Annotated in this window: 24 protein-coding genes; 17 read left to right on the forward strand and 7 right to left on the reverse strand. The window is 64.4% G+C overall.

The genetic code is table 11. The features are described from left to right. Positions 1-55: 55 nt before the first annotated feature. Positions 56-970, reverse strand: coding sequence for an alpha/beta hydrolase (locus tag IVB46_RS34480; RefSeq protein WP_247308023.1), 915 nt, complete (start codon positions 968-970; stop codon positions 56-58). 164 nt (positions 971-1134) lie between these two features. On the opposite strand from IVB46_RS34480, the gene IVB46_RS34485 reads away from it, so the two are divergent. The 16 genes from IVB46_RS34485 (at position 1135) to IVB46_RS34560 (ending at position 15184) form a co-directional block, all read left to right on the forward strand. Next, a complete protein-coding gene (locus IVB46_RS34485; protein WP_247308024.1) occupies positions 1135-1518 on the forward strand; it encodes a hypothetical protein in 384 nt (127 codons plus the stop codon). Continuing rightward, positions 1515-2597 carry an alpha/beta fold hydrolase gene (locus IVB46_RS34490; RefSeq protein WP_247308027.1) on the forward strand — a complete coding sequence of 361 codons (1083 nt, stop codon included), beginning with the start codon at positions 1515-1517 and terminating at the stop codon, positions 2595-2597. The genes IVB46_RS34485 and IVB46_RS34490 overlap by 4 nt, the downstream gene beginning before the upstream one ends. Beyond that, positions 2594-3187 (forward strand): GNAT family N-acetyltransferase, encoded by a 594-nt coding sequence (locus IVB46_RS34495; protein WP_247308031.1) that lies wholly within the window; start codon positions 2594-2596, stop codon positions 3185-3187. The genes IVB46_RS34490 and IVB46_RS34495 overlap by 4 nt, the downstream gene beginning before the upstream one ends. Before the next feature lie 203 nt (positions 3188-3390). After that, positions 3391-3846 (forward strand): phasin, encoded by a 456-nt coding sequence (locus IVB46_RS34500; protein ID WP_071915875.1) that lies wholly within the window; start codon positions 3391-3393, stop codon positions 3844-3846. Between the two features lie 163 nt (positions 3847-4009). Next, positions 4010-5296: a DUF445 domain-containing protein gene (locus IVB46_RS34505; protein ID WP_247308035.1), complete on the forward strand. Its 1287-nt coding sequence runs from the start codon at positions 4010-4012 to the stop codon at positions 5294-5296. A 201-nt stretch (positions 5297-5497) separates the two neighbouring features. Next, positions 5498-6268 carry an alpha/beta hydrolase gene (locus tag IVB46_RS34510; protein WP_247344549.1) on the forward strand — a complete coding sequence of 257 codons (771 nt, stop codon included), beginning with the start codon at positions 5498-5500 and terminating at the stop codon, positions 6266-6268. A gap of 202 nt (positions 6269-6470) precedes the next feature. Beyond that, positions 6471-7337 carry a phenylacetic acid degradation operon negative regulatory protein PaaX gene (paaX, locus tag IVB46_RS34515; protein WP_247308041.1) on the forward strand — a complete coding sequence of 289 codons (867 nt, stop codon included), beginning with the start codon at positions 6471-6473 and terminating at the stop codon, positions 7335-7337. A 75-nt stretch (positions 7338-7412) separates the two neighbouring features. Beyond that, positions 7413-8405, forward strand: a complete 993-nt coding sequence (paaA, locus tag IVB46_RS34520) for a 1,2-phenylacetyl-CoA epoxidase subunit PaaA (RefSeq protein WP_085403974.1) — start codon at positions 7413-7415, stop codon at positions 8403-8405. A gap of 10 nt (positions 8406-8415) precedes the next feature. Further along, on the forward strand, positions 8416-8703 hold the full coding sequence (paaB, locus tag IVB46_RS34525) for a 1,2-phenylacetyl-CoA epoxidase subunit PaaB (protein ID WP_014496929.1): 288 nt from the start codon (positions 8416-8418) through the stop codon (positions 8701-8703). Continuing rightward, positions 8703-9479, forward strand: coding sequence for a 1,2-phenylacetyl-CoA epoxidase subunit PaaC (gene paaC / locus IVB46_RS34530; RefSeq protein WP_247308044.1), 777 nt, complete (start codon positions 8703-8705; stop codon positions 9477-9479). Before paaB ends, paaC begins: the two co-directional genes overlap by 1 nt. Then, the gene (paaD, locus tag IVB46_RS34535) at positions 9473-9976 is read left to right on the forward strand and encodes a 1,2-phenylacetyl-CoA epoxidase subunit PaaD (RefSeq protein ID WP_247308046.1); all 504 of its coding nucleotides are present in this window, start codon (positions 9473-9475) and stop codon (positions 9974-9976) included. Before paaC ends, paaD begins: the two co-directional genes overlap by 7 nt. A 2-nt stretch (positions 9977-9978) precedes the next feature. Further along, a complete protein-coding gene (paaE, locus tag IVB46_RS34540; protein WP_247308056.1) occupies positions 9979-11061 on the forward strand; it encodes a 1,2-phenylacetyl-CoA epoxidase subunit PaaE in 1083 nt (360 codons plus the stop codon). A gap of 55 nt (positions 11062-11116) precedes the next feature. Continuing rightward, positions 11117-11566, forward strand: a complete 450-nt coding sequence (paaI, locus tag IVB46_RS34545; RefSeq protein WP_166350897.1) for a hydroxyphenylacetyl-CoA thioesterase PaaI — start codon at positions 11117-11119, stop codon at positions 11564-11566. A 40-nt stretch (positions 11567-11606) separates the two neighbouring features. Further along, complete coding sequence (gene paaK / locus IVB46_RS34550) at positions 11607-12938, forward strand: phenylacetate--CoA ligase PaaK (RefSeq protein ID WP_247308059.1); 1332 nt, start codon at positions 11607-11609, stop codon at positions 12936-12938. 180 nt (positions 12939-13118) lie between these two features. Further along, positions 13119-14123 (forward strand): zinc-binding alcohol dehydrogenase family protein, encoded by a 1005-nt coding sequence (locus IVB46_RS34555; RefSeq protein WP_247308062.1) that lies wholly within the window; start codon positions 13119-13121, stop codon positions 14121-14123. Between the two features lie 2 nt (positions 14124-14125). Continuing rightward, positions 14126-15184 carry a YeeE/YedE family protein gene (locus IVB46_RS34560; RefSeq protein ID WP_247344552.1) on the forward strand — a complete coding sequence of 353 codons (1059 nt, stop codon included), beginning with the start codon at positions 14126-14128 and terminating at the stop codon, positions 15182-15184. Here the strand turns inward: IVB46_RS34560 and IVB46_RS34565 are convergent. After that, a complete protein-coding gene (locus IVB46_RS34565; RefSeq protein WP_247344555.1) occupies positions 15163-16077 on the reverse strand; it encodes a DMT family transporter in 915 nt (304 codons plus the stop codon). The two genes, IVB46_RS34560 and IVB46_RS34565, sit on opposite strands and share 22 nt — an antisense overlap. A gap of 82 nt (positions 16078-16159) precedes the next feature. Between IVB46_RS34565 and IVB46_RS34570 the strand changes: the two genes are divergently transcribed. Then, complete coding sequence (locus tag IVB46_RS34570; protein ID WP_247308073.1) at positions 16160-17605, forward strand: PLP-dependent aminotransferase family protein; 1446 nt, start codon at positions 16160-16162, stop codon at positions 17603-17605. Positions 17606-17666: 61 nt separating this feature from the next. Here IVB46_RS34570 and IVB46_RS34575 read toward each other — a convergent pair whose 3' ends face one another. The 5 genes from IVB46_RS34575 to IVB46_RS34595 are packed head-to-tail and all read right to left on the reverse strand — an operon-like array spanning position 17667 to position 22438. Next, a complete protein-coding gene (locus IVB46_RS34575) occupies positions 17667-18890 on the reverse strand; it encodes a bifunctional alpha/beta hydrolase/OsmC family protein (protein ID WP_208085643.1) in 1224 nt (407 codons plus the stop codon). Positions 18891-18915: 25 nt separating this feature from the next. Then, on the reverse strand, positions 18916-19578 hold the full coding sequence (locus IVB46_RS34580; RefSeq protein ID WP_247308076.1) for a sulfite oxidase-like oxidoreductase: 663 nt from the start codon (positions 19576-19578) through the stop codon (positions 18916-18918). A 3-nt stretch (positions 19579-19581) separates the two neighbouring features. Next, positions 19582-20916, reverse strand: coding sequence for an MFS transporter (locus tag IVB46_RS34585; protein WP_247308079.1), 1335 nt, complete (start codon positions 20914-20916; stop codon positions 19582-19584). Between the two features lie 32 nt (positions 20917-20948). Continuing rightward, a complete protein-coding gene (locus IVB46_RS34590; RefSeq protein ID WP_247308083.1) occupies positions 20949-22169 on the reverse strand; it encodes a cytochrome P450 in 1221 nt (406 codons plus the stop codon). A 59-nt stretch (positions 22170-22228) separates the two neighbouring features. Continuing rightward, on the reverse strand, positions 22229-22438 hold the full coding sequence (locus IVB46_RS34595; protein WP_007607931.1) for a ferredoxin: 210 nt from the start codon (positions 22436-22438) through the stop codon (positions 22229-22231). Positions 22439-22447 lie beyond the last annotated feature (9 nt).

A 22447-nucleotide genomic window follows, 5' to 3' on the forward strand; every position in this document is an offset into this window, starting at 1 on the left:
GCGTTAAGAGAGTAACCGGAAGCTCACATGGTCACCGCGAGGAGACCGGTCGCGTCTACGCCGCCTGCGCCGCCGCCCCATGAGCGTGCTTGTCGATGGCGCGGATGATGTCGGGCCAGAAGCGCATCGGCAGCGCATGGCCCATGCCGTCGATCATCAATAGCTTTGCGCCGGGAATCGACTCTGCGGTGTCCTTGCCGCCTTCGGGCCGCACCAGCGGATCGACGGTGCCGTGAATGACCAGCGTCGGTGTTTTCACGCCACGCAGCCGCTCCTTGCGGCTGGCGGAGGCGAGTACGGCGCGGAGCTGCCGGCCGACGCCGGCCGGATTGAGGCCGCGTGCGAAGACGCGCTCGGCACGATCGGGGTCGAGCGCTTCCTCTTCCGGAAAGGACCCGGCGCGCAGCACCTTCCAGGTCTCGCCGAAGCGGACGATGAACTCCTCCTTGCTGCGTGGCGGCGGTGCCATCAGCATCGCGGAGGCCTCGCGTGTCGGCGGCGGCACACGCGGATTGCCTGTCGTCGACATGATCGAGGTCAGCGAGCGCACGCGCTCTGGAAACGACAGCGTCACCTCCTGCGCGATCATGCCGCCCATCGAGGCACCAACCAGATGCGCGGACTTGATGCCGAGCGCATCCATCAGGCCGACCGTGTCCTTCGCCATGTCGATCAGCTTGTAGGTCGCGGCGACGGGAATCCTCAGAAAGCGCAGCTTCAACAGCTCGAGCGGCGTCAGGCGTTTGCCGCCCGTCAGATGGCTCGACTTGCCGATGTCGCGATTGTCGAAGCGGATCACGCGAAAGCCATGCACGGCGAGCTGCTCGCAGAACGCATCGTCCCAGTGGATCATCTGCGCCCCGAGCCCCATGATCAGCAGCAGCGGCTCGGCGTTGTCGTTGCCGAAGATCTCGTAGCAGATGTCGATGCCGTTGGCGCGGATGGTCTGGGGCGGCTGATGGGTGGTCACGGGCGCGTTCCCTCCTGCTGATCGATGCTGTATCGCACGGTTTGCCGCCGCAAAGAAGCCGTGTGCGCCGCACCGCGCGACCTGCCGGTTGACCGCTCCCTCGCAACGGTGTGGTATGGCGAAAAAAGAAGGGCATCGCAGCTCTCGATATCAGGAGGACGCCGATGACCGACAAGACCAATGACCCCGTCGCCATGTGGCAGAAGATGGTTGGTGAGATGGAGAAGGGGTTCAACTCCTTCGCCAACCAGGCCATGTCGTCGCCCGAGTTTTCACAGGCGATGAACCGCGCGGGAGGGGTTGCTGCAGGTGCTCAGAAGCAACTCGGCGAGCTCATGGAAAAATATCTGGTCTCCATGAACCTGCCCAGCCGCGATCAGGTCACTGGCCTTGCCGAAAGGTTGCAAGCCATCGAAGGCCAGATCGGTGAGATCAAGTGGATGCTGAGCCAGATGGCGGCACGTTCCGGCGTATCTCAGGGCTCCGATACGGCATTGCGACCGCCGCGCACCAGGCGCGCGCCGTCCGAGGGCGGAGAGCAGACATGAATGCAGCCACCGGACTAGATCTCGCATCGATCCCGGATCGCATCCAGTCCGAGGTGCAGCGCGCCATCCAGCGCAGCATCAAGGGCGTCGAATATTTCTCGACTTCGGGCCCTTCGCTCGGCTCGACGCCGAAGGACGTGCTGCATTCGCGCGGCACCATGAGCCTCTATCACTACCGGCCGATGTCCGACGAGATCTACCGCGTGCCGGTCTTGATCGTGATGGCGACCACCAATCGCGGCTACATCCTCGATCTCGTGCCTGGTCAGAGCTTCATCGAGTTCCTGCTCAAGCGCGGCTACGACGTCTACATGCTGGACTGGAGCGCGCCGCGGCCGGAGGAGAAGAGCCTGCGCATGGAGGACTACGTCCTCGACTTCATCCCGGATTGCGTCCGCCGCGTGCAGGCCGATTCCGGCGAGCAGGACGTCTCGGTGATCGGCTATTGCTTCGGCGGCGTGCTGTCGCTGCTCTACGGCTCGATCCACAAGGACGGGCCGATGAAGAATTTGATCTGCTTCACCACCCCGATCGATTTCCGCCAGATGAAGCTGTTCTCCAATTTCTCCGACCGCCGCTATTTCGACGTCGACCGCCTCGTCGACAGCGTCGGCAACGTGCCGCCGGAGATGATCCTGTCCTCGTTCGAGATGCTGCGCCCGGCCTCGCGCACGGTGAGCCAGATCCAGCTTTGGGAAAACATCTGGAACGATGAGTTCGTGAAATCGTATCGCATGTTCGACCGCTGGGCGACCGACACGCTGCCGCTTGCGGGCGAGTATTTCCGCACGATCACCAAGGATCTGATGTGGGACAACAAACTGTTCAACGACACTATGTCGGTCGGCGGCCGCGCGGCGAAGCTCGAAGACATCAAGGTGCCGTTCCTTCATGCGGTCGCCGAGCACGATCACATCGTGCCGTATGACGCCGCAAAACACCTGATCGCGAAGATCGGATCCGATGACAAGGAAGAGGTGATGCTGAAGGGCGGTCACGTCTCGCTTGTCGCCGGCGCCAACGCCGTGAAACGGCTGTGGCCGAAACTGGATTCCTGGCTGGGGAAGAGATCGACATGAGTGAGCAGCGTTCCTATCCGCGTCAGGTCAAGACCGACGCTGGCGATATCGAGATCCGCCTGATGTCGCCTCCGGACGAGGCCGCGATGCTGGCCTTCGGCAAGGGCCTGCCGACCCATGATCTGTTGTTCCTGCCGCGCAACATCAGCGAGCCGAAGGTGCTCTCGGCCTGGGTCAAGGAGATCGAGCGCGGCGCGATTACCAGCCTGCTCGCGGTCAGGGACGCCAAGGTCGTCGGCTGCGGCACGCTGGTGCGCGATCCGCATTCCTGGTCGCCCCATGTCGGCGAGATCCGGATGGTTGTTTCCCTCGACGTGCGCGGGAAGGGGGTCGGGCGGGCGCTCTCGCAGGAGACCTTTGCGCTCGCGCTCGGCGCCGGCCTGGAAAAGCTTTCGGTCCAGATGACGGTCGACCAGCAGGCGGCGATCGCCCTGTTCGAGAGCCTCGGCTTCAAGGCCGAGGCGCTGCTGCGGGACCATGTCCGGGACGTCGACGGCAAGACCCACGACATCGTCGTGCTCGGGCACAATATTGCGCAGGTCCAGGCCCAGATGGAGGCCTATGGGCTGCCGGGTGCCGTCCAGCATTAGGGGCCGCCGGCTCGTTATCCGGGAACCCGTCTGGCCAGGGAGGCGGCAAATTGCCTTCCATTAAGGCTGTTCACGATTTCGTGATATCGCGGTGCAATACGAATATTGCATCGCACCATTAATTATGTCATATAAGCCGTGCCCCGGGCCAATGAGGACGGGGTGAGCCCATAGCTCAACCCAATGAGGATGGAGAGAACCCCATGACCACCGAAACCAACACTGCCTTCGAGGGCTTCAAGGACGCTTTCAAGAACATCCAGAACCTGGAAGTTCCCGAGGCCGCCCGCGAGTTCGTCAAGAAGTCCGCCAACACCGCCAAGGACCGTGCTGCCGAGGTGTTCGCTGGCTCCGAGCGCGTGACCGCCGCCGTCGAGAACGCGGTGACCGAGTCCGTCACCGAGGCCGGCAAGATCAGCCGCAACATCCAGCAGGCGATCTACGAGGACGCCGAGGCGTTCTTCTCTGGCATCGACAAGCTCGCGTCCGCCAAGTCGATCAGCGAAGCCGTCGAGATCCAGTCGAGCCTGCTCCGCGCCCGCGGCGAAGTCTTCGTCTCGCGCGCCAAGGCGACCGCCGACTATGTCGGCAAGCTCGCTGCCAACGGTGCGAAGTCGGCTCAGGACAACTTTGCCAAGGTCTACACCAAGACCGCTTGATACGGCACCCTGAGTACAAACTGAAATTTGAGGCCCGCTTCGGCGGGCCTTTGTTTTTTGTGCTGCCGTCATTGCAAGCGCAGCGAAGCAATCCAGTGTCTTTCCACGGAGGCAGACTGGATTGCTTCGCTTCGCTCGCAATGACGGGTACTGTAATCCAGTGATGACTCCACCCGCCACCTTCTCCTTCGACACCCCCGGTGACGCCGAACGCGCGGCGGAGCTTCGCCGCGTCAAGGCGCTGGCGACGCTGGTGCTGGCCTCGACGCTTGCCCTGTTCGTCGTCGCCAAATGGCTTCTGCCAGTGCATCCCGCGTTCGGCTTCATCGCCGCCTTCGCGGAAGCCGCGACCATCGGCGGGCTCGCCGACTGGTACGCGGTGGTCGCGCTGTTCAAGCGGCCGCTCGGCCTTCCGATCCCGCACACCGCGATCATCCAGAGCAATCAGGCCCGCATCGCCGACAAGCTCGGCGAGTTCATCCAGGTGCATTTCCTCGAGGCCCGCCCCGTCGAGGCCAAGCTGAGGGAGATCGATTTCGGCTCCTTCGTCGCCGACTGGCTGCGCGACCGCAAGCGCAGCGATGATCTCGCGCGTTTCGCACTGCGCCTGCTGCCGGAGGCGGTCTCCGCGACGGAAAGCTCGGGTCTGATGACCTTCATCATTCGCCGCATGTCCTCGCAGCTCCAGGCGATCGACCTTGCGCCGCTCGCGGCCGGTACGCTGCGCGGCTTCGTCGCGGAAGGGCGGCATCAAATCCTGTTCGACGATCTGCTGCGCGTGATGCACGAGACGCTGAACCAGACCGAGACGATGGCGATGATCCGCGAGAAGGTGCGCGCGGAGTTGCCGACCCTGCTCAGGCTCTATCGCGCCGACAAGTTTCTGGTGAACAAGATCGTGGCGTCCGCCACCGCTTTCTTCAATGAGGTGCGCAGCGATCCCAAACATCCGTTTCGCGGTGAATTCGATCGCATGGTGCTGGGCTTCGTCGATCGGCTCGGCACCGATCAGGCCTATATCGATCGTATCGATGGATTGAAGCGCGATCTGCTCGCCCGGCCCGAGCTTGCCGATCTCGCCCGCACCGTCTGGGCCAACACGCGCTCCTTCATCGAGCGCAGCGCGAGCGGCGAGACGCAGGTGCTGCAGCATCATCTCGCCGGGATGTTCGTCGCAGCCGGCGAGGCGCTCGCCGGCGATGCCGAGCTCCGCGGCGAGATCAACAAGGGCCTGGTGGCGGTGCTGCGCAGCTTCGTTGCGGATCAGAAGAGCGGCGTCTCGACCTTCATTTCCGACCAGGTCAAGGCGTGGGATATGGCGCAGTTGATTTCGCTGATTGAAATCAACATCGGCCGCGACCTGCAATACATCCGCTTCAACGGTTCGTTGATCGGCGGGCTCGCAGGTCTTGCGCTCTACTCCGTAGAATTCCTGCTTCGATGGTTGTGACTTTTGCGTCACGGACGCTGGCATTCACGTGCGGGCCTATTGTCGCCTAGGGCTTCACCCGCTTGAATGTCCGGAACCGGCCGCCTAGCTGATTCATGCTGCGTTGCGGAACGTTCAAGAAGCCGGACTGTTGGAATTCGTACCCATTTGCCGGCATCGCAACCGGTAGCCTTTTCAGCAATTCTGCCCAGGGGACCATTGATGACCGCTACTGCCCAGACGCTGCGTCCGCCGTCCCGTACCTTGATGTTCCTGGAAGGGCGCGCGATCCACGAGTTCGGTGCATTCCTCGGCGCGCTGCCGCTGCTGAGCCTCGCGCCCCGCGGCGATGGGCATCCGGTGCTGGTGTTCCCGGGCCTCGTGGCCTCCGACGCGTCGACGCGCGCGCTGCGCTCGTTTCTGACCAGCAAGGGCTACGCGGCAAGCGGCTGGCGCCAGGGCCGCAACTACGGCCTGCGCGAGGGCGTGCAGCATGCGATGGTCGATCTCGTGCAGGAGCTCAGCGACAAGCATGGCCGCAAGATCAGTCTGGTCGGCTGGAGCCTCGGCGGCCTCTATGCGCGCCAGCTCGCCAAGATGATGCCGGCGCGCGTGCGCCAGGTGATCACGCTCGGCAGCCCCTTCGCGGGCGATCCCCGTTCGACCAATGCCTGGCGCGTCTATGAATGGGCCAGCGGCCGGAAGTCCGACGAGGTCGATCCGCAGTTCGGCGGCGAGCTTGCCGTCGCGCCGCCGGTGCCGACCACCGCCATCTTCAGCCGCACCGACGGCGTCTGTGCCTGGCAGGGCTGTATGGAGAAGACGGGCGCACAGACCGAGAGCATCGAGGTCGAGAGCAGCCATTGCGGCATGGGCCATCATCCCGCCGCCGTCTATGCGGTCGCCGACCGCCTCGCGCAGAAGGAAGGCCAGTGGCGGCCGTTCGACCGCAGCGGCTGGCGCAGCATGGTCTATCCCGATCCGCATCGGTAAGCGCGGCCTGCATGTTTCGAGACGCACGGCTTTGCCGCGCTCCTCACCATGAGGACTGAGAGCTAGTGACGCCGCGCGAAAGCGATCAGACCTCATCCTGAGGAGGCGCGAAGCGCCGTCTCGAAGGATCGAGCCCGGCTCTCGCTTTGATTGTCGTCTCCGTCCATTGTCGCAGCCGCACCAAACGCGCTATGCCTCGCGCATGGCGCATCCATTGTCCCGCATCATCGACCAGCTCAAGCGTGAGCCGTCACGCACGGGCTCCATCGTCATCACCGTGTTCGGCGACGCCATCGTGCCGCGCGGCGGCTCGGTGTGGCTCGGCACGCTGCTGGAGTTCTTCGAGAGTCTGGACATCGATGCCGGCGTGGTGCGCACCGCGATGTCGCGCCTTGCTGCCGATGGCTGGCTGATGCGCGAAAAGGTTGGCCGTAACAGTTTTTATCGCCTGGCTGACAAAGGAAGTCAGACCTTCGAGGCCGCCACGCGCCACATCTACGATCCGCCATCGCCGGACTGGACCGGGCGCTTCGAGCTGCTCCTGATCGGCAACGGCGAGGATCGCGACGTCTCGCGCGAAGCGCTGCGCAACGCGGGCTTCGGCAGTCCGCTGCCCGGCGTGTGGGTCGCGCCATCAGGTGTGCCGGTGCCGGACGAGGCTGCCGGAGCGATCCGTCTTGAAGTCTCGGCTGAGGATGACAGCGGGCGCCGTCTGCTCAGCGCGAGCTGGCCGCTGGATCGCACCGCAGACGCCTATCTGAAATTCATGAAGACGTTCGAGCCGCTCCGTGGCGCTATCGCGCGCGGCGCGGATCTGTCCGAGGCCGACGCCTTCACCGCGCGCATCCTGCTGATCCACTACTATCGCCGCGTCGTGTTGCGCGATCCGCTGCTGCCCGAGAGCTTGCTGCCGGGCGACTGGCCTGGCAGGGCAGCACGCGAACTCTGCGGCGAGGTCTATCGCGCGCTGCTTGCGCCGTCGGAACAATGGCTTGATAGCCATGGAACCAATGAGAGGGGGCCACTGCCACCGGCTCGAAAGCTCCTGGAGCGGAGGTTCGAGGCCTGATTTATATGTTACAGAAATATATTGCATGAAGTAATTTTTGTTATATATTGCCTCCCAATAAACGGGAGGATGCGCATGTATACCCAGGCGCTGAACACGGCCGAGACCGACGATCGCGGTCTCGAGGACGCGGCCAAGGCTGCTCAGTTCCAGGCCCGCATCGATGCCGAGGAGCGCATCGAGCCGAACGACTGGATGCCGGCGGCCTATCGCAAGACGCTCACCCGCCAGATCTCCCAGCACGCCCATTCTGAAATCGTCGGCATGCTGCCCGAAGGCAACTGGATCACGCGCGCGCCGACCCTGCGCCGCAAGGCGGCGCTGCTGGCCAAGGTGCAGGACGAGTGCGGCCACGGGCTCTATCTCTATGCCGCCGCCGAGACGCTCGGCACGTCGCGCGAAGAGCTGGTCGACGCCATGCTTGCCGGCAAGGCCAAATATTCCTCGATCTTCAACTATCCGACGCTGACCTGGGCCGATATCGGCACCATCGGCTGGCTGGTCGACGGCGCTGCGATCATGAACCAGATCCCGTTGTGTCGCTGCTCCTATGGCCCGTACGCACGCGCGATGATCCGCGTCTGCAAGGAGGAATCTTTCCACCAGCGCCAGGGCTACGAGATCATGCTGACGCTGTGCCGCGGCTCGGATGAGCAGAAGGCGATGGCACAGGATGCGCTGAACCGCTGGTGGTGGCCGGTGCTGATGATGTTCGGCCCGCCCGATGCGACGAGCCAGCACAGCGACACATCGACGAAGTGGAAGATCAAGCGCTTCTCCAATGACGAGCTGCGCCAGAAGTTCGTCGATGCCACCGTGCCGCAGGCGCAATATCTCGGCCTCACCATTCCCGATCCCGGCATGACGCAGGACGCCGAAGGCCACTGGCGCTACAGCGAGATCGACTGGACCGAATTCAAGCAGGTGCTGGCCGGTAACGGCCCCTGCAACCGCGATCGGCTCGCCGCGCGTCGCAAGGCGCACGATGAGGGCGCCTGGGTGCGTGAGGCGGCAGCTAGCTATGCCGCAAAGCGGGCGCGGCGTCAGACCGCACAAGCCGCGGAATAAGGAGATCACGATGGCCACGCCAAACACGCCGCTGTGGGAAGTCTTCATTCGCAGCCGCAACGGGCTCGCGCACAAGCATGTCGGCTCGCTGCATGCGAACGATGCCACCATGGCCCTGCAGGCCGCGCGCGACATTTACACCCGGCGCGGCGAGGGGCTGTCGATCTGGGTCGTGCCGTCGACCGCGATCACCGCGAGCGATCCGGCCGAGAAGGGCATGATGTTCGAGCCGGCGGAATCGAAGATCTACCGGCATCCGACGTTCTACGAGGTGCCCGAGGAAGTGGGGCACATGTGATGCTTGTGGCCAACATCCAGGTCGCGGAAACACCGCTGGTGCTCTACGCGCTGCGCCGCGCCGACGATGCGCTGATTCTCGGTCATCGTCTGTCGGAATGGTGCGGGCATGCGCCGATGCTGGAAGAGGACATGGCGCTCTCCAACATCGCGCTCGACCTCATCGGCCAGGCGCGTGAGCTCTACACCTACGCCGCCAAGGCCGAAGGCAAGGACAACAACGAAGACAAGCTCGCCTATTTGCGCGACGTCAGGCAGTACCGCAACCTGCTGCTGGTTGAGCAGCCGAATGGCGACTTTGCCCAGACCCTGGTGCGGCAGTTCTTCTATTCCGCCTTCGCCGACCTCTATTGGCGGGCGATGATGGCCTCGCGTGATCCGACGCTCGCGGCCATTGCCGCCAAGTCCGAGAAGGAGAGCGCCTATCATCTGCGCCATGCCTCTGAGTGGATCATCCGGCTCGGTGACGGCACGGATGAGAGCCATCGACGTGCGCAAGCCGCGATCGATCATCTCTGGGCCTTCACCGGTGAGATGTTCGCCGTCGATGACGGTGAGCGCGCCCTGATCCATGCCGGTATCGCCATCGATCCCGGAACCCTTCGTGGTCGCTGGCTGACGACGCTCTCCGATGTCGTCAGCGAGGCAACGCTCACGCTGCCGCAGAACGACTGGATGCAGCAGGGCGGCCGCGTGGGCCGCCACAGCGAGCATCTCGGCCATCTCCTGTCCGAGCTGCAGTCGATGCAGCGTACTTTTCCGGGGCAGACATGGTGACGGTGCTTGAACGCGACAGCGAGCTGCGCCGGCGCGCCTGGGACGCCGCGGCGAGCGTCGTTGACCCGGAAATTCCGGTGCTGACCATCGCCGATCTCGGCGTGCTCCGTGATGTCGTGCTCGACGGCGATCATGTCGAGGTCGCGATCACCCCGACCTATTCGGGCTGCCCTGCGATGAACATGATAGCGCTCGAAATCGAGCTTGCGTTGGAACGCGCCGGTTTTCGCCAGCCGAAAGTGCGCACCGTACTGTCGCCGGCATGGACCACCGACTGGATGAGCGAAGAGGGGCGCCGGAAGCTGCGCGCCTACGGCATCGCGCCACCGCAGGCGTCAAGCTCACGCCGCGCGCTGTTCGGCGAACAGGCCATCGCGTGCCCGCAATGCGGCTCTGACAGGACCGAGCTTCTGTCCGAATTCGGCTCGACCTCCTGCAAGGCGCTGTGGCGCTGCAAGGCCTGCCGCGAACCCTTCGATTATTTCAAGTGTCATTGATCATGTCCGCAGCCGCACCGCGCTTTCATCGACTGACCGTCAACGATCTCCGCCGCGAGGCGGCCGACGCCGTGTCGCTGACCTTCGCGGTCCCCGGCGAGCTTGCCGGCGATTACGCTTTCGCGCCCGGCCAGTACCTCACGCTCCGCACCATGCTCGATGGCGAGGAAGTCCGGCGCTCCTATTCGATCTGCTCGGGTCCTGACGATGGCGAGATCCGCATTGCCGTGAAGAAGGTCGACGGCGGAGCATTTTCGAACTGGGCGGCGGATGAACTCAAATGCGGCGACGATCTCGACGTCATGACGCCAACCGGACGCTTCGGCGTGATCCCGCCTGCAGATAGCGGACGCATCCATGTCGGCTTTGCCGCAGGCTCCGGCATCACGCCGATCCTGTCGATCGTCAAGGGCGTGCTCGCGCGCGAGCCGGACAGCCGCTTCTTCCTGTTCTACGGCAACCGCGCCACCGACAACATCATGTTCCTGGAGGCACTCGAGGAGCTCAAGGATCGCTTCATCGATCGCCTCTCGATCTTCCACGTCATCTCCGGCGAGGAGCAGGACATCCCGATCCTGCATGGCCGGCTCGATGGCGACAAGGTGAGGGTGTTGCTACGCTCCCTGGTGCCGGCCGCCAGTGTCGACCATGTCTTCATCTGTGGCCCCCTTGGTATGAGCGAGGAGATCGAGGTGACCTGCCGCGATCTCGGTATCGCGGAAGAGCGCGTCCACGTGGAGCGCTTCGTCTCCGAATTCGGCGGCAAGCCGCGACCGAAGAAGATCGTTGCACCCGACGCGCCACCGAAGGCGATCGCCTCGCTGATCATCGACGGCAAGCGCCGCGACGTGCCGGTTGCCGAGGACGAGGCGATCCTCGATGCCGCGCTGCGCGCCGGCGTCGATCTGCCCTTCGCCTGCAAGGGCGGCATGTGCTCGACCTGCCGCGCCAAGCTGGTCGAGGGCGAGGCGCCGATGGACATCAATTATTCGCTGGAGCCCTGGGAGTTGAAGGCCGGCTTCGTCCTGACCTGCCAGGCGAAGCCGTCGTCAGAGCGGGTCGTGGTCGATTACGATCACGTTTGACAGTTATGGCCGGGCAGCAGAGCATTGTGGCCAAACATTTGGCCGGGAGAAGCGCGTGAACGTCAAAGCCAACCTGTCGCCCGAGGATATTGCCCGCGCCTGCGCCGACGCGATGTGGGCGGAGGATGATGCCTCCAAGGGTCTCGGCATGGAGATCGTCGAGATTGGTCCGGGCTTCGCGACGCTGGCGATGAATGTGCGGCCGGACATGGTCAACGGCCAGCGCATCGCCCATGGCGGCTTCATCTTCACGCTGGCCGATTCCGCCTTCGCCTTTGCCTGCAATTCGCACAATGAACGTGTCGTGGCGGCACAGGGCCAGATCACCTTCATCAAGCCGGGCAAGCTTGGTGACCGCCTCGTTGCAAAAGCGCGCGAGGTCAGCCGTAGCGGACGCTCAGGCATCTACGACGTGCGCGTGACAGCCGGCGACACCGTCATCGCGGAATTCCGGGGGCATTCGCGTGTCATTCCCGGCACGTGGCTGCCGACGCAAGAACAGTAAGAGTCCAATAAGAAGAACCAACCAATGTGGGGAAACGAGGATGGCTCTGACGAGGCTCAAGGAAGGTGGCAACGCCTATCGTGCCGAGATGGACGCGCATGAGCGCGCGTCGCGTGATGAGATCATGGCGCTGCAAAAGCAGCGGCTGGCCTGGTCGCTGAAGCACGCCTACGACAACGTCGCGCATTACCGCCAGGCCTTCGACAAGGCCGGCGTGCATCCGTCCGATTTTCGCGAACTCTCCGATCTCGCGAAATTCCCGTTCACCGTGAAGACGGATCTGCGCGACAATTATCCCTTCAACATGTTCGCCGTGCCGCGCGAAAAGCTGGTGCGCGTGCATGCCTCCTCCGGCACCACGGGAAAGCCGATCGTGGTGGGCTATACGCAACGCGACATCGACACCTGGTCGGAGGTGATGGCACGCTCGATCCGCGCCGCCGGCGGCCGCACCGGCATGATCATCCACAACGCCTATGGCTACGGCCTGTTTACCGGCGGATTGGGTGTGCACTACGGCGCCGAAAAACTCGGCTGCACCGTGGTGCCGATCTCCGGCGGCATGACCGAGCGGCAGGTGCAACTCATCAACGACTTCCGACCCGACATCATCACGGTAACGCCGAGCTACATGCTGGCGATCCTCGACGAGTTCAAGCGCCAGAAGCTCGACCCGCGCCAGTGCTCGCTCAAGGTCGGCATCTTCGGCGCCGAGCCCTGGACCAATGCGATGCGCGGCGAGATCGAGGACGCCTTCGACATGGACGCGACCGACATCTATGGCCTCTCTGAAGTGATCGGCCCCGGCGTCGCGCAGGAGTGCATCGAGACCAAGGACGGCCTGCACATCTGGGAGGACCATTTTTATCCCGAGGTGATCGACCCGGAGACTGGCGCGGTGCTGCCGGATGGCGCGAAGGGCGAGCTGGTCTTCACCTCGCTGACCAAGGAAGCTTTCCCGGTGATCCGCTATCGCACCCGCGACCTGACGCGGCTGCTGCCGGGCACGGCGCGGCCGGGCATGCGGCGCATGGAGAAGGTGACGGGTCGCTCGGACGACATGATCATCCTGCGCGGTGTCAATCTGTTCCCGACCCAGATCGAGGAGGTATTGCTCGCGACCGACTGGTGCGGCGGGCATTTCATTCTTGAACTCACCCGCGAAGGCCGCATGGACGAGCTGACCATCATTGCCGAGGCGCGCCCGGAGAGCTGGGACGGCCGGGGGCTCGTCGATCACGCCGACCGCATTTCGACCCATATCAAGAACACCATCGGAATCAGCTCCAACGTGCGGGTGGTCGCCCCCGCCACGCTGGAGCGCTCGCTGGGCAAGGCCAAGCGCCTCTACGACAAGCGGCCGAAGGACTAGCTGTCGCTCCTCATGGTGAGGAGCGCCGAAGGCGCGTCTCGAACCATGAAGGCCCGGATGCTGCAGCGCGGGCTTGTATCCTTCGAGACGCCGCTCGCGCGACTCCTCAGGACGAGGGGAGGCGGTTGACTTGACCGGTCCCAAAGGCGACAAGGCCCGCGAGAAATCGTGGGTCTTTCGATGTCACCAGCCGATCGCAAAACCGTCGAAGCGCGCTGCGTCCGCCTCAATGCCAAGGCCGATAATGCTGCGGCGATCGCGCCGCTGATCGAGCATCATATGCTCGCGCGCGGTCCGAAGGATCTCCTGATCGAGATAAGGGCCGCCGCCGTCAACCCCTCCGATGTGAAGGCTGCGACCGGGCTGATGCCCTATGCGGTCTTCCCCCGTACGCCCGGCCGCGATTATGCCGGCGTGGTGATTGACGGGCCGGCCGATACGATCGGCCGCGAGGTGTTCGGCTCCTCCGGCGATCTCGGCATCCGCCGCGACGGCACCCACGCCAGCCATCTCGTCGTCGAAGCCGACGCCGTGGTGGAGAAGCCGAAGACGGTGTCCTGGGAGGAGGCCGCCGGCATCGGCGTGCCCTTCGTCACCGCAATGGAAGGCTTTCGCCGCGCCGGCATTCCGAAGCCAGGCGAAACCGTGCTGGTGTTCGGCGTCAACGGCAAGGTCGGTCAGGCCGCGGTCCAGATCGCGACCTGGCAGGGCGCGCGCGTCATCGGCGTGGTGCGTAAGGCGGAAGCCTACGAGGGCCATGCCAACGCAGCCATCGAGGTGATTGACGCCTCGGCGACCGATGCCGCCACGCGTGTGCGCGAACTGACCGGCGGCAAGGGGGCCGACATCGTCTTCAACACCGTCGGCGATCCCTATTTCCAGGCCGCACACAAATCGCTCGGATTGCGCGGCCGCCAGATCCTGATCGCCGCGATCGACCGCATCGTGCAGTTCAACATCCTCGAATTCTACCGCGGGCAACACACCTATGTCGGCATCGACACGCTCGGGCTGTCCTCGGCGGCGACCGGCGCGGTGCTGCGCGACCTCGGCCCCGGCTTTGCGAGCGGGCACCTGAAACCGTTCCCGATCAAGGCGAATGCCGTCTATCCGCTGGAGCGCGCCAAGGAGGCCTATGTCGCGGTCGCCGGTTCGTCGCGGGATCGCGTGATCCTGAAGCCTTGACCATGGACTCGTCCACTCAACTCGTCATCCTCGCCGGCCTCATCATCGGGCTCATCTATGGCGCCGTGGGCCTGCTCAGCGGCTTCTGCCTGATGAGCAGCATGCGCGGCTGGCTGGCCGAAGGAGACGGGCGGCTGGTGCGGACCTTTGCAATGGCGATTGCTGTTGCGGTTGCTGCGAGCCAATTCCTTGCCGGTAGCGGCATGGTCGATCTCGGCAAGTCGATCTATCTGCAACAATCCTTTTCAGTGCCGGTGCTGTTCCTCGGCGGCCTGTTGTTCGGCTACGGCATGGTGTTGTCGAATGGCTGCGGCTCGCGGGCGCTGGTGCTGCTCGGCCGCGGCAATCTCCGCTCCTTCGTCGTCGTGATCGTGCTCGCCATCGCCGCGCAGATGACGCTCAAGGGCCTGATCGCGCCGGTGCGCATTGCGCTGGTCCAGGCCTCGCAAACGACCGTCAACGCCAACTCGCTGCCGTCACTGTTGGCGACGCTCGGTCCCGGTGAAGGGGTCACGCGCGCGCTGAGCGCTGCTGCAATCGCCGTTGCGCTGATCCTGTTTGCGTTTGCACACCCGGCATTCCGGCGTTCGCCGGGCCAGATTGCAGCCGGTGTCGTCGTCGGGCTCCTGGTCGCCAGCGGCTGGTTCGTCACCGGCTATCTCGGCGCCGACGATTTCAATCCCGTCCCGGTGACGTCGCTCACCTTCGTCGCGCGGATCGCGGACGCGCTGCAATACGCCATGCTCTCGACCGGGCTGACGCTCAACTTCGGTATCGCCACCGTTGCCGGCGTCCTCGCCGGCAGCCTGGTCACCGCGCTCGCCACGGGTCGTTTCCAGCTCGAAGGCTATTCGTCGCCGCGCCACATGCTGCGCTCGGCCGGCGGTGCGGCGCTGATGGGGATCGGCGGCGTGATGGCGTTCGGCTGCTCGATCGGGCAAGGGCTCACCGGCGTATCGACACTCGCTCTGGGCTCGTTCGTCGCGGTCGCCGGCATCCTGCTCGGCACGACGGTCGGCCTGCGCGGTGCACTGCGGGTTCAGCCGCTCGCGGTGGCCTGACCGCGCAGCAGCCGGTCGCCCAGCGTCGCAAGACCGATGCCGGTGACGATCAGTCCGGCCGCGACAGCAAGACTCATGTCGATCGGCTCGCCCAGCAGGATCGCAGCACTGGCGATACCGACGAGCGGCGTCCCCGTGGTGCCGAGCGACGTCGTCAGGGCCGAGATGCTCTTGTTGACCATCGACATCGCCCAATAGGCCAGCGCCGTTCCGATCAGGCCGGAATACAGGAAAAGCAGCACGAGCTTCCACGACCATTCCGCGTGCGGCGGGCCTTCCGTGATAACAGCCGATCCCGTCAGTACGAGCGTCGCCACGAGCACCTGCCAGAGCAGGAGCTGGAGCGGCGATGCAATCCAGCGATGCGCGCTCATATAGATGATGTTCGCGGCCCAGGACATCGCGGCCAGGACGACCATGCCGGCCCCGAGCAGGACGTTGGTATTGGTCCAATCGATCGACGTGGGGTTCAGGATCACGGCAAGGCCGATCAGCCCGAGCAAGGCGCCGGCGAGCTTGGGCGCCGTCAGCGTATCCTTCCCCAGCAAGGGCGCGGCGATCGCGACCCAGAGCGGCGTGGTGTAGCCGAGCACGATGGCCTTGCTCGCGGGCAGGAAGCGCACACCGGCGGCAACCAGGACCGAGAACACCGTCATGTGTAGCAGCGCGACGCTCAGGATCACCGGAATGTCGCGCCGCTCCGGGATCATCAGATTGTTGCTCAGCCCGAGGATCGCGAACAATCCGGCCAGCGCGATCCAGCTCCGGATCGCCGAAGTCCATAGTGGCGGAAGGAACTGGACGAGTTGCTTCGTCACCGACCAGTTCACGCCCCAGGCCAGCACGACGATCAGGAACAGGCCGACGGCCGCGCGGGAGGAGAGGGAGTTCATCGCAAAATCCTTGAAGCAGTCCAGTCCGGCGGATAGCATCCGGATTGGCACCTGAAAAAGTGCCAGATCTGAAAGGAATAAGGTGCCAGTTTCGGAAGGTGTGATCTCCGCCCTGATCGAGCTGAAGCGGACCGACGACGAGGGGCTGACGGCGCAACTGACGAGCCAGCTGCGAGACCTGATCGCGACCGGTCGGCTCGGCAAAGGCCGCGCGCTGCCGTCGAGCCGTCGGCTTGCGAGCGATCTCGGCGTGTCGCGCAACACCGTCACTTATGCCTTCGAGCAGCTCGCCGCCGAGGGATATCTCGAGGCGTCGCACGGTCGTCGTCCCATGGTCACGGTCGATGGCGGCCGTAACGAAGGGACAGGCGCGGTCGCACCGAGCGTCCGCTCTGGCAAGCCGCGGCTCTCGCCCTGGGCGTCGAAGCTCAAGCAGGCCGACTGGCCGATGTCCTATCAGGCGCCGCTAAAACCCTTGCGTCCGGGGCAGGGAGATGCGCGGGAGTTTCCGAACGAAGTGTGGGCCCGCTGCCTGCGCCGCAGCGCGGTGCGCGCAGCCAAGCGCGAGCTTGGGCCGGTCAACCGGACGCGTCTGCGCCAGGCGCTGGCGCATTATCTGGCCGCCAGCAGGGGCGTCCGCGCCACCGTAGACCAGATCCTGATCCTGCCGAGCGCGCAGGCCGCGCTGACCCTGATTGCGGCCGCGCTCATCACGCCCGGCGACGACGTCTGGGTCGAGGATCCCGGCTATCCCGGTGCTGCGGCGGCCTTCCGTGCCTCCGGCGCGCGCGTGATGGGGATGAAGCTGGATGAACAGGGCATGCAGCGGATGCCGGGACTGGCCGCGCCAAAGCTCATCTTCATGACGCCCTCGCATCAGCATCCGACCGGGCGGCTGATGTCGCTCGCGCGCCGCACCGAATTCTTGGGCATGAGCAGGCCAGGCGAGACCTGGATCGTCGAAGACGATTACGATGGCGAATTCCACTATGACAGCCGGCCGGTGCCGGCCTTGCAGGGGTTAGACGCCCATGGCCGCGTGTTCTATGTCGGCACGTTTTCGAAAGCGATGACGTCGGATATCCGGCTCGGCTATGTCGTCGCGCCACCGGGGCTGGTCGGCACCCTCGAGATCGCACAGCGGCACATCGGGCTGATCGCCTCCAGCCACATCCAGGAAGCGCTGGCGGAGTTCATCGCCGACGGGCATTTTCTCGCGCATCTGCGCCGGATGCGGCGGCTCTATCACGCGCGCCGCGATCACCTCGTCGAGGGACTGGAGCGCCATCTGGGCGAAGTTCTGTCCGCTGAAGTGCCGTCGGGCGGCATCCAGCTGGTCGCCCGCCTCAAGCGCGGTCGCGCCGATCAGGCGGCGGTGCAAAGGCTGGTCGAGGCAGGCGTTGAAACGCGGGCCCTGTCCAGCCTGGCGCTCGGCCGTCCACGCGACCATGGCCTGCTGCTCGGCTTCGCGGCCTGGCGCGAGAATGAGATCAGCGCAGCGGTGCGGACGATGGCGTCGTGCTTCTAGAGCATGATCCGGAAAAGTGTGAAGCGGTTTTCCGAAAAGATCATGCTTAAACAATAACGCGCTAGTCCACGGCCTTCGTCACGATGCGGATCTCCGAGGTCAGCGTCCGGTGCACCGGGCACTTGTCGGCGATCTCCATCAGCTTCTTGCGTTGCTCCGCATCGAGCGCGCCGTCGATCGCGATGTCGCGCTCGATCTGGTCGAGCATGCCATCGCGCGTCTCGCACTCCGCGCAGTCCTTGGCGTAGATTTTCGAATGCTTCAGCGTGACCGTGACGCGATCGAGCGGCAGCGATTTGCGATCGGCATAGAGGCGCATGGTCATGGAGGTGCAGGCACCCAGCCCGGCGAGCAGGAAGTCGTAAGGGCCGGGGCCGGCATCCTCGCCGCCAGCGGCGACCGGCTCGTCAGCCACCAGATGGTGCGGGCCGACGGTGATGAGCTGGTTGAACTTGCTCTTGCGGGTCTCCTGCACGACCACTTTGCGCGGCTCTTCCGCGAGATCCATCGCCTTCGCGGGCTTCGCGGTGTCGATGTAGCGGCTGGCCCAGGCCGCGATCACGTCGGCCGCGTAGAGGGCGTCGGCCGGCTTGGTCAGGAGATGATCGGCGTGGTCGAGCGAGACGAAGCTCTTGGGGTGCTTGGCCGCAACGAAAATCTTGGTCGCATTGTCGATGCCGACGGTGTCGTCGACAGGGGACTGCATCACCAGCAGGGCCTTGTGCAGGCCGGTGATGTCCTTCATCAGTTCTTGCTCGGCGATGTCGTCGAGGAATTCGCGCTTGATGCGGAACGGGCGCCCCGCGAGCGAGACCTCGACTTCGCCCTGCGCGCGGATGCTGTCGAGATGCTCGCTGAACAGACCGGTGACGTGAGCGGGGTCGGACGGCGCCGCGATGGTCACGACAGCCTTGGCTTCCGGAATCCTTCCGGCCGCGGCGAGGATCGCGGCACCGCCGAGGCTGTGGCCGATCAGGATCGATGGCGCCGTGCGGAGCTGGCGCAGATGATCGGCGGCGCGCACGAGGTCGGCGACGTTGGAGGTGAACGTCGAATTGGCAAAATCGCCTTCGCTGGAGCCGAGCCCGGTGAAGTCGAAGCGCAGCACCGCAATGCCCGTGGCGGCGAGCGCGACCGAGATGCGTTTTGCTGCCAGCGTGTCCTTGCCGCAGGTGAAGCAGTGCGCGAACAGCGCGTAGGCCGCGGGCTCGCCATCGGGCAGTTCCAGCGCGGCGGCTAGTTGATGGCCACCTTCGCCGGTGAATTGAAAGCGTTCGGTCGGCATGGGTTTCCCCCGTCCTTGCTTGAACTTAATCGCTTGAATAACGCTGCTCGGCCCAGGGATCGCCGCGGTTATGATAGCCGCGGACTTCCCAGAAGCCCGGCGCGTCCTCGGTCAGGAATTCGATGGCCTGAAGCCATTTGGCACTCTTCCAGAAATACAGATGCGGCACGACGAGCCGTACCGGGCCGCCGTGCTCTTCGGTCAGCGGCTGACCCGACCAGCTGTGGGCGAGCAGGGCGTCTTCGGCGGCAAAGTCTTCCAGCGTCAGGTTGGTGGTGTAGCCGTCATGGGAATGCAGGACCACGAAGCGCGCATCCTCGCGCGGCTGGCAAGCTGCGAGCAGCTCGCGCGTGGCGAGGCCCTCCCACTCATTGTCGTAGCGCGACCAGGTTGTCACGCAATGGATGTCGGAGGTGATCTGCGCCTGCTTCTGCGCCGCGAATTCGGCAAATGTCCAGAACACGGGGGTCTCGATCGCGCCGTAGACGTCGAGCCGCCAGCGTTCGCGCGAAACCGGCGGCACGACTCCGAGATCGAGCACCGGCCAGTCCTTGGTGAGATGCTGGCCCGGCGGTAGCCGCTGATCCTCCGGTCGCGTAACGCGGCCGGTGAGGAAGCGGCCTTCGCGCGCCCATTTCTCCTTGGTGCGCGTCAGCTTGCTGTCGGGCGGCTCGTTGTCGTCGGCCATGAGCTACTCGTGGCGATGCATCGCAGAGGCGTGCTTGGTGTCACGCATGGTGGAATAGATGATCAGCGACAAACAGATGACGCCGGCGAGATAGTAGTAGAACCACTCCTCGTGCCCGATGCTCTTGAAATAGAGCGCGATCGCCGGCGCCGTGCCGCCGAAGATCGAGACCGTGATGGCGTAGGGCAGGCCGACACCGAGGGCGCGGACATTGGTCGGGAACAGCTCGGCCTTCACCACGGCGTTGATCGAGGTGTAACCGGCGACGAACAGCCAGGCGCAGCAGATCAGGATGAAGGCCATGAAAGGCGACTTGGTCTCCTTCAGCGTCATCAGCAGCGGCACGGTCGCGAGCGTACCCGCGACGCCGAAGAAGATCAGCAATGGCTTGCGCCCGATCTTGTCGGAGATCGCGCCGTAGATCGGCTGCAGGATCGTCGCGAAGATCAGCGTGCCGAAAATCACGAAAGTGGTCTGGTCCTCGGTCAGGCCGACCGAGAGCTTGACGAACGTCTGCATGTAGGTGGTGAAGGTGTAGAACGCCGCGGTGCCGCCGGCCGTGAGGCCCACTACCAGCAGCAACTCGCGCGGGTAGCGTAGCAGATTGGCCAGCGAGCCGGTCGGCTTCACCACCTTCTTGGCTTCCTCGAAGGCCTCAGTCTCGTGCAGATTGCGCCGCATCACCGCGGCAAAGATCGCCAGCGCCGCGCCGATCGCAAACGGGATGCGCCAGCCCCAGGCCTTCAGCTCCTCCGGCGTGAGGAAGACCTTTTGCAGGAGCAGCAGCACGATGATCGCGGTGAGCTGGCCGCCGATCAACGTGACGTATTGAAAGCTCGAATAGAAGCCGCGATGCTTGGGATCGGCAACCTCGCTGAGATAGGTCGCGCTGGCACCATATTCGCCGCCGAGGCTCAGGCCTTCGATGACGCGGGCGAGTGCCAGGATCACCGGCGCGGCGAAACCGATGGTCGCATAGGTCGGCGTCAGCGCGATGATCAGCGAGCCGAAGCACATGAAGACGACGGATAACGTCAGCGAGATACGCCGGCCGAAATGATCCGCGATGTAGCCGAACAGCCAGCCGCCCAGGGGGCGCATCAGGAAGGTCGCCGCGAACACCACGGCGACGTTCAATTGCTGGACGACGGGGTCGTTGCCGGGGAAGAAGGCCGGAGCGAAATAGAGCGCGAACGCCGTATAGGCGTAAAAGTCGTACCACTCGACGAGATTGCCGATCGAGCCGATAAAGATCGCCTTGATCCGCCGTTTGGCGTCGGCGATGTCGATGTCGATATCGATGTGATCAGAGGCCGGTAGGGTTGCTTGCTCTGTCACGTCCGGCCTCTCTCCGTTGGTCTTGGAAAGGCCTACATCGCCTTTCCGAACAGAAATGGCAACTGGCGGGGGCCTCTCACCGTGCCCTGTGACCAGGTCACCGTGCCTGCCGGATCGAGGGAGAAGTCCGGGATCCGCTTCAGCCATTCCTCCAGCGCAACCTGCATCTCCATGCGTGCAAGGTTGGAACCGACGCAGCGGTGGATGCCGAGGCCGAAGGCGGCATGGCGATTCTCCCGGCGGTCGATCACGACTTTGTCAGCGTCCGGAAACATCTTGGGGTCGCGGTTGGCGGCCGGGAACGACAGCAGCACCATGTTGCCCGCCTTGACCGGGCAGCCCGAGATCGTGGTCTCCTTGACCACCTCGCGGGCCATGGTCACCGGCGAATAGGCCCGCAGCAGCTCCTCCACGGCGATCGGGATCAGCCCGGGCTCGGCGATCAGCCGTTCGCGGTCGGCCGGCGTCCGGGCGAGATGCCAGAGCGAGGAGCCGATCGCACTCCAGGTGGTGTCGATGCCGGCGATCAGGAGCAGCCGCAGCGAACCCAGCACATGGGACTCTTCCAGCGGCTGGCCTTCCTTGTCCTTGGCGTTCATCAAATAGGAAATCAGGTCGTCGGTCGGCTTCGATCTGCGCTCCTCGATATGCGTCCTGAAATAGGCGCTCATCTCCTGCACGGCCTGGAGCAGCTTGTTCTCGTCCTTGATGCCGAGCTCGAGGATCATGTGGATCCAGTCGATGAACAGATCGCTGTCGCTCTCGGGAATGCCGAGCATGTGGGCGATGGCCTGAACCGGAATATATTTGCTGTAGCGCACTGCGGCATCGACCTTGCCATCGGCGATGAACCCGTCGATCAGCTCGTTGCAGATCGCGCGCATCCGCGGTTCCAGCTTCTTCATCGCGTCCGGCGTGAAAGGCGGCAACAGCAATTGCTTGGCTGGCTTGTGCACGGGCGGGTCGGAGGTGATCGGCGGAGCGGCGTTCCTGGCGACTTCGGGCCGAACGTCACGGACGATGATGCGGCGCGAGGAGAAATGCTCGGTGTCGTTGGCGATCTCGCGCACCGCCTCATAAGTCGTCGGCATGTAGCAGCCGAGGAAGCGCTTTGTATGCACCACCGGGCTCGCGGAGCGAAGCTCCTCCCAGATCGAGAACGGATCCTCCGTCCATTGCGGATCGGTGTGGTCGAAATCGTTGACCCAGTCGGTGACGGGCGGGTGGGCGACAGGCTGGCTGACGTCGGACATGGCAGGAAATCCCTCGGGGCTCGTGTTCGCTAAAAGCACGCAAGCGGGCAGGGGCCGCGCTACTCCTCGATCACATCGATCGCAATTTCCGGGCAGTTGGATTTGGCAAGCCACGCCTTGTCTTCGAGACCGGGCGGCACGGTGCCGTCCCCGGCCTCATGGGCGTTGCCGTATTCGTCGAGCTCGAACAGCTCCGGTGCGAGCGCCTTGCAGCGTGCGTGGCCCTGGCATTTGTCGGGATCGACGTGAACCCTCAGTCGCTCTGTCATGGCGGCTTC

This window comes from Bradyrhizobium sp. 61, from assembly GCF_023073075.1.
GTDB lineage: Bacteria > Pseudomonadota > Alphaproteobacteria > Rhizobiales > Xanthobacteraceae > Bradyrhizobium > Bradyrhizobium barranii.

Coding starts and splice junctions, on each gene's coding strand:
- IVB46_RS34485 (WP_247308024.1), top strand. CDS start 1,135: ATGACCGACAAGACCAATGACCCCGTCGCCATGTGGCAGAAGATGGTT.
- IVB46_RS34490 (WP_247308027.1), top strand. CDS start 1,515: ATGAATGCAGCCACCGGACTAGATCTCGCATCGATCCCGGATCGCATC.
- IVB46_RS34495 (WP_247308031.1), top strand. CDS start 2,594: ATGAGTGAGCAGCGTTCCTATCCGCGTCAGGTCAAGACCGACGCTGGC.
- IVB46_RS34500 (WP_071915875.1), top strand. CDS start 3,391: ATGACCACCGAAACCAACACTGCCTTCGAGGGCTTCAAGGACGCTTTC.
- IVB46_RS34505 (WP_247308035.1), top strand. CDS start 4,010: ATGACTCCACCCGCCACCTTCTCCTTCGACACCCCCGGTGACGCCGAA.
- IVB46_RS34510 (WP_247344549.1), top strand. CDS start 5,498: ATGACCGCTACTGCCCAGACGCTGCGTCCGCCGTCCCGTACCTTGATG.
- paaX (WP_247308041.1), top strand. CDS start 6,471: ATGGCGCATCCATTGTCCCGCATCATCGACCAGCTCAAGCGTGAGCCG.
- paaA (WP_085403974.1), top strand. CDS start 7,413: ATGTATACCCAGGCGCTGAACACGGCCGAGACCGACGATCGCGGTCTC.
- paaB (WP_014496929.1), top strand. CDS start 8,416: ATGGCCACGCCAAACACGCCGCTGTGGGAAGTCTTCATTCGCAGCCGC.
- paaC (WP_247308044.1), top strand. CDS start 8,703: ATGCTTGTGGCCAACATCCAGGTCGCGGAAACACCGCTGGTGCTCTAC.
- paaD (WP_247308046.1), top strand. CDS start 9,473: ATGGTGACGGTGCTTGAACGCGACAGCGAGCTGCGCCGGCGCGCCTGG.
- paaE (WP_247308056.1), top strand. CDS start 9,979: ATGTCCGCAGCCGCACCGCGCTTTCATCGACTGACCGTCAACGATCTC.
- paaK (WP_247308059.1), top strand. CDS start 11,607: ATGGCTCTGACGAGGCTCAAGGAAGGTGGCAACGCCTATCGTGCCGAG.
- IVB46_RS34555 (WP_247308062.1), top strand. CDS start 13,119: ATGTCACCAGCCGATCGCAAAACCGTCGAAGCGCGCTGCGTCCGCCTC.
- IVB46_RS34560 (WP_247344552.1), top strand. CDS start 14,126: ATGGACTCGTCCACTCAACTCGTCATCCTCGCCGGCCTCATCATCGGG.
- IVB46_RS34565 (WP_247344555.1), bottom strand. CDS start 16,077: ATGAACTCCCTCTCCTCCCGCGCGGCCGTCGGCCTGTTCCTGATCGTC.
- IVB46_RS34575 (WP_208085643.1), bottom strand. CDS start 18,890: ATGCCGACCGAACGCTTTCAATTCACCGGCGAAGGTGGCCATCAACTA.
- IVB46_RS34580 (WP_247308076.1), bottom strand. CDS start 19,578: ATGGCCGACGACAACGAGCCGCCCGACAGCAAGCTGACGCGCACCAAG.
- IVB46_RS34590 (WP_247308083.1), bottom strand. CDS start 22,169: ATGTCCGACGTCAGCCAGCCTGTCGCCCACCCGCCCGTCACCGACTGG.
- IVB46_RS34595 (WP_007607931.1), bottom strand. CDS start 22,438: ATGACAGAGCGACTGAGGGTTCACGTCGATCCCGACAAATGCCAGGGC.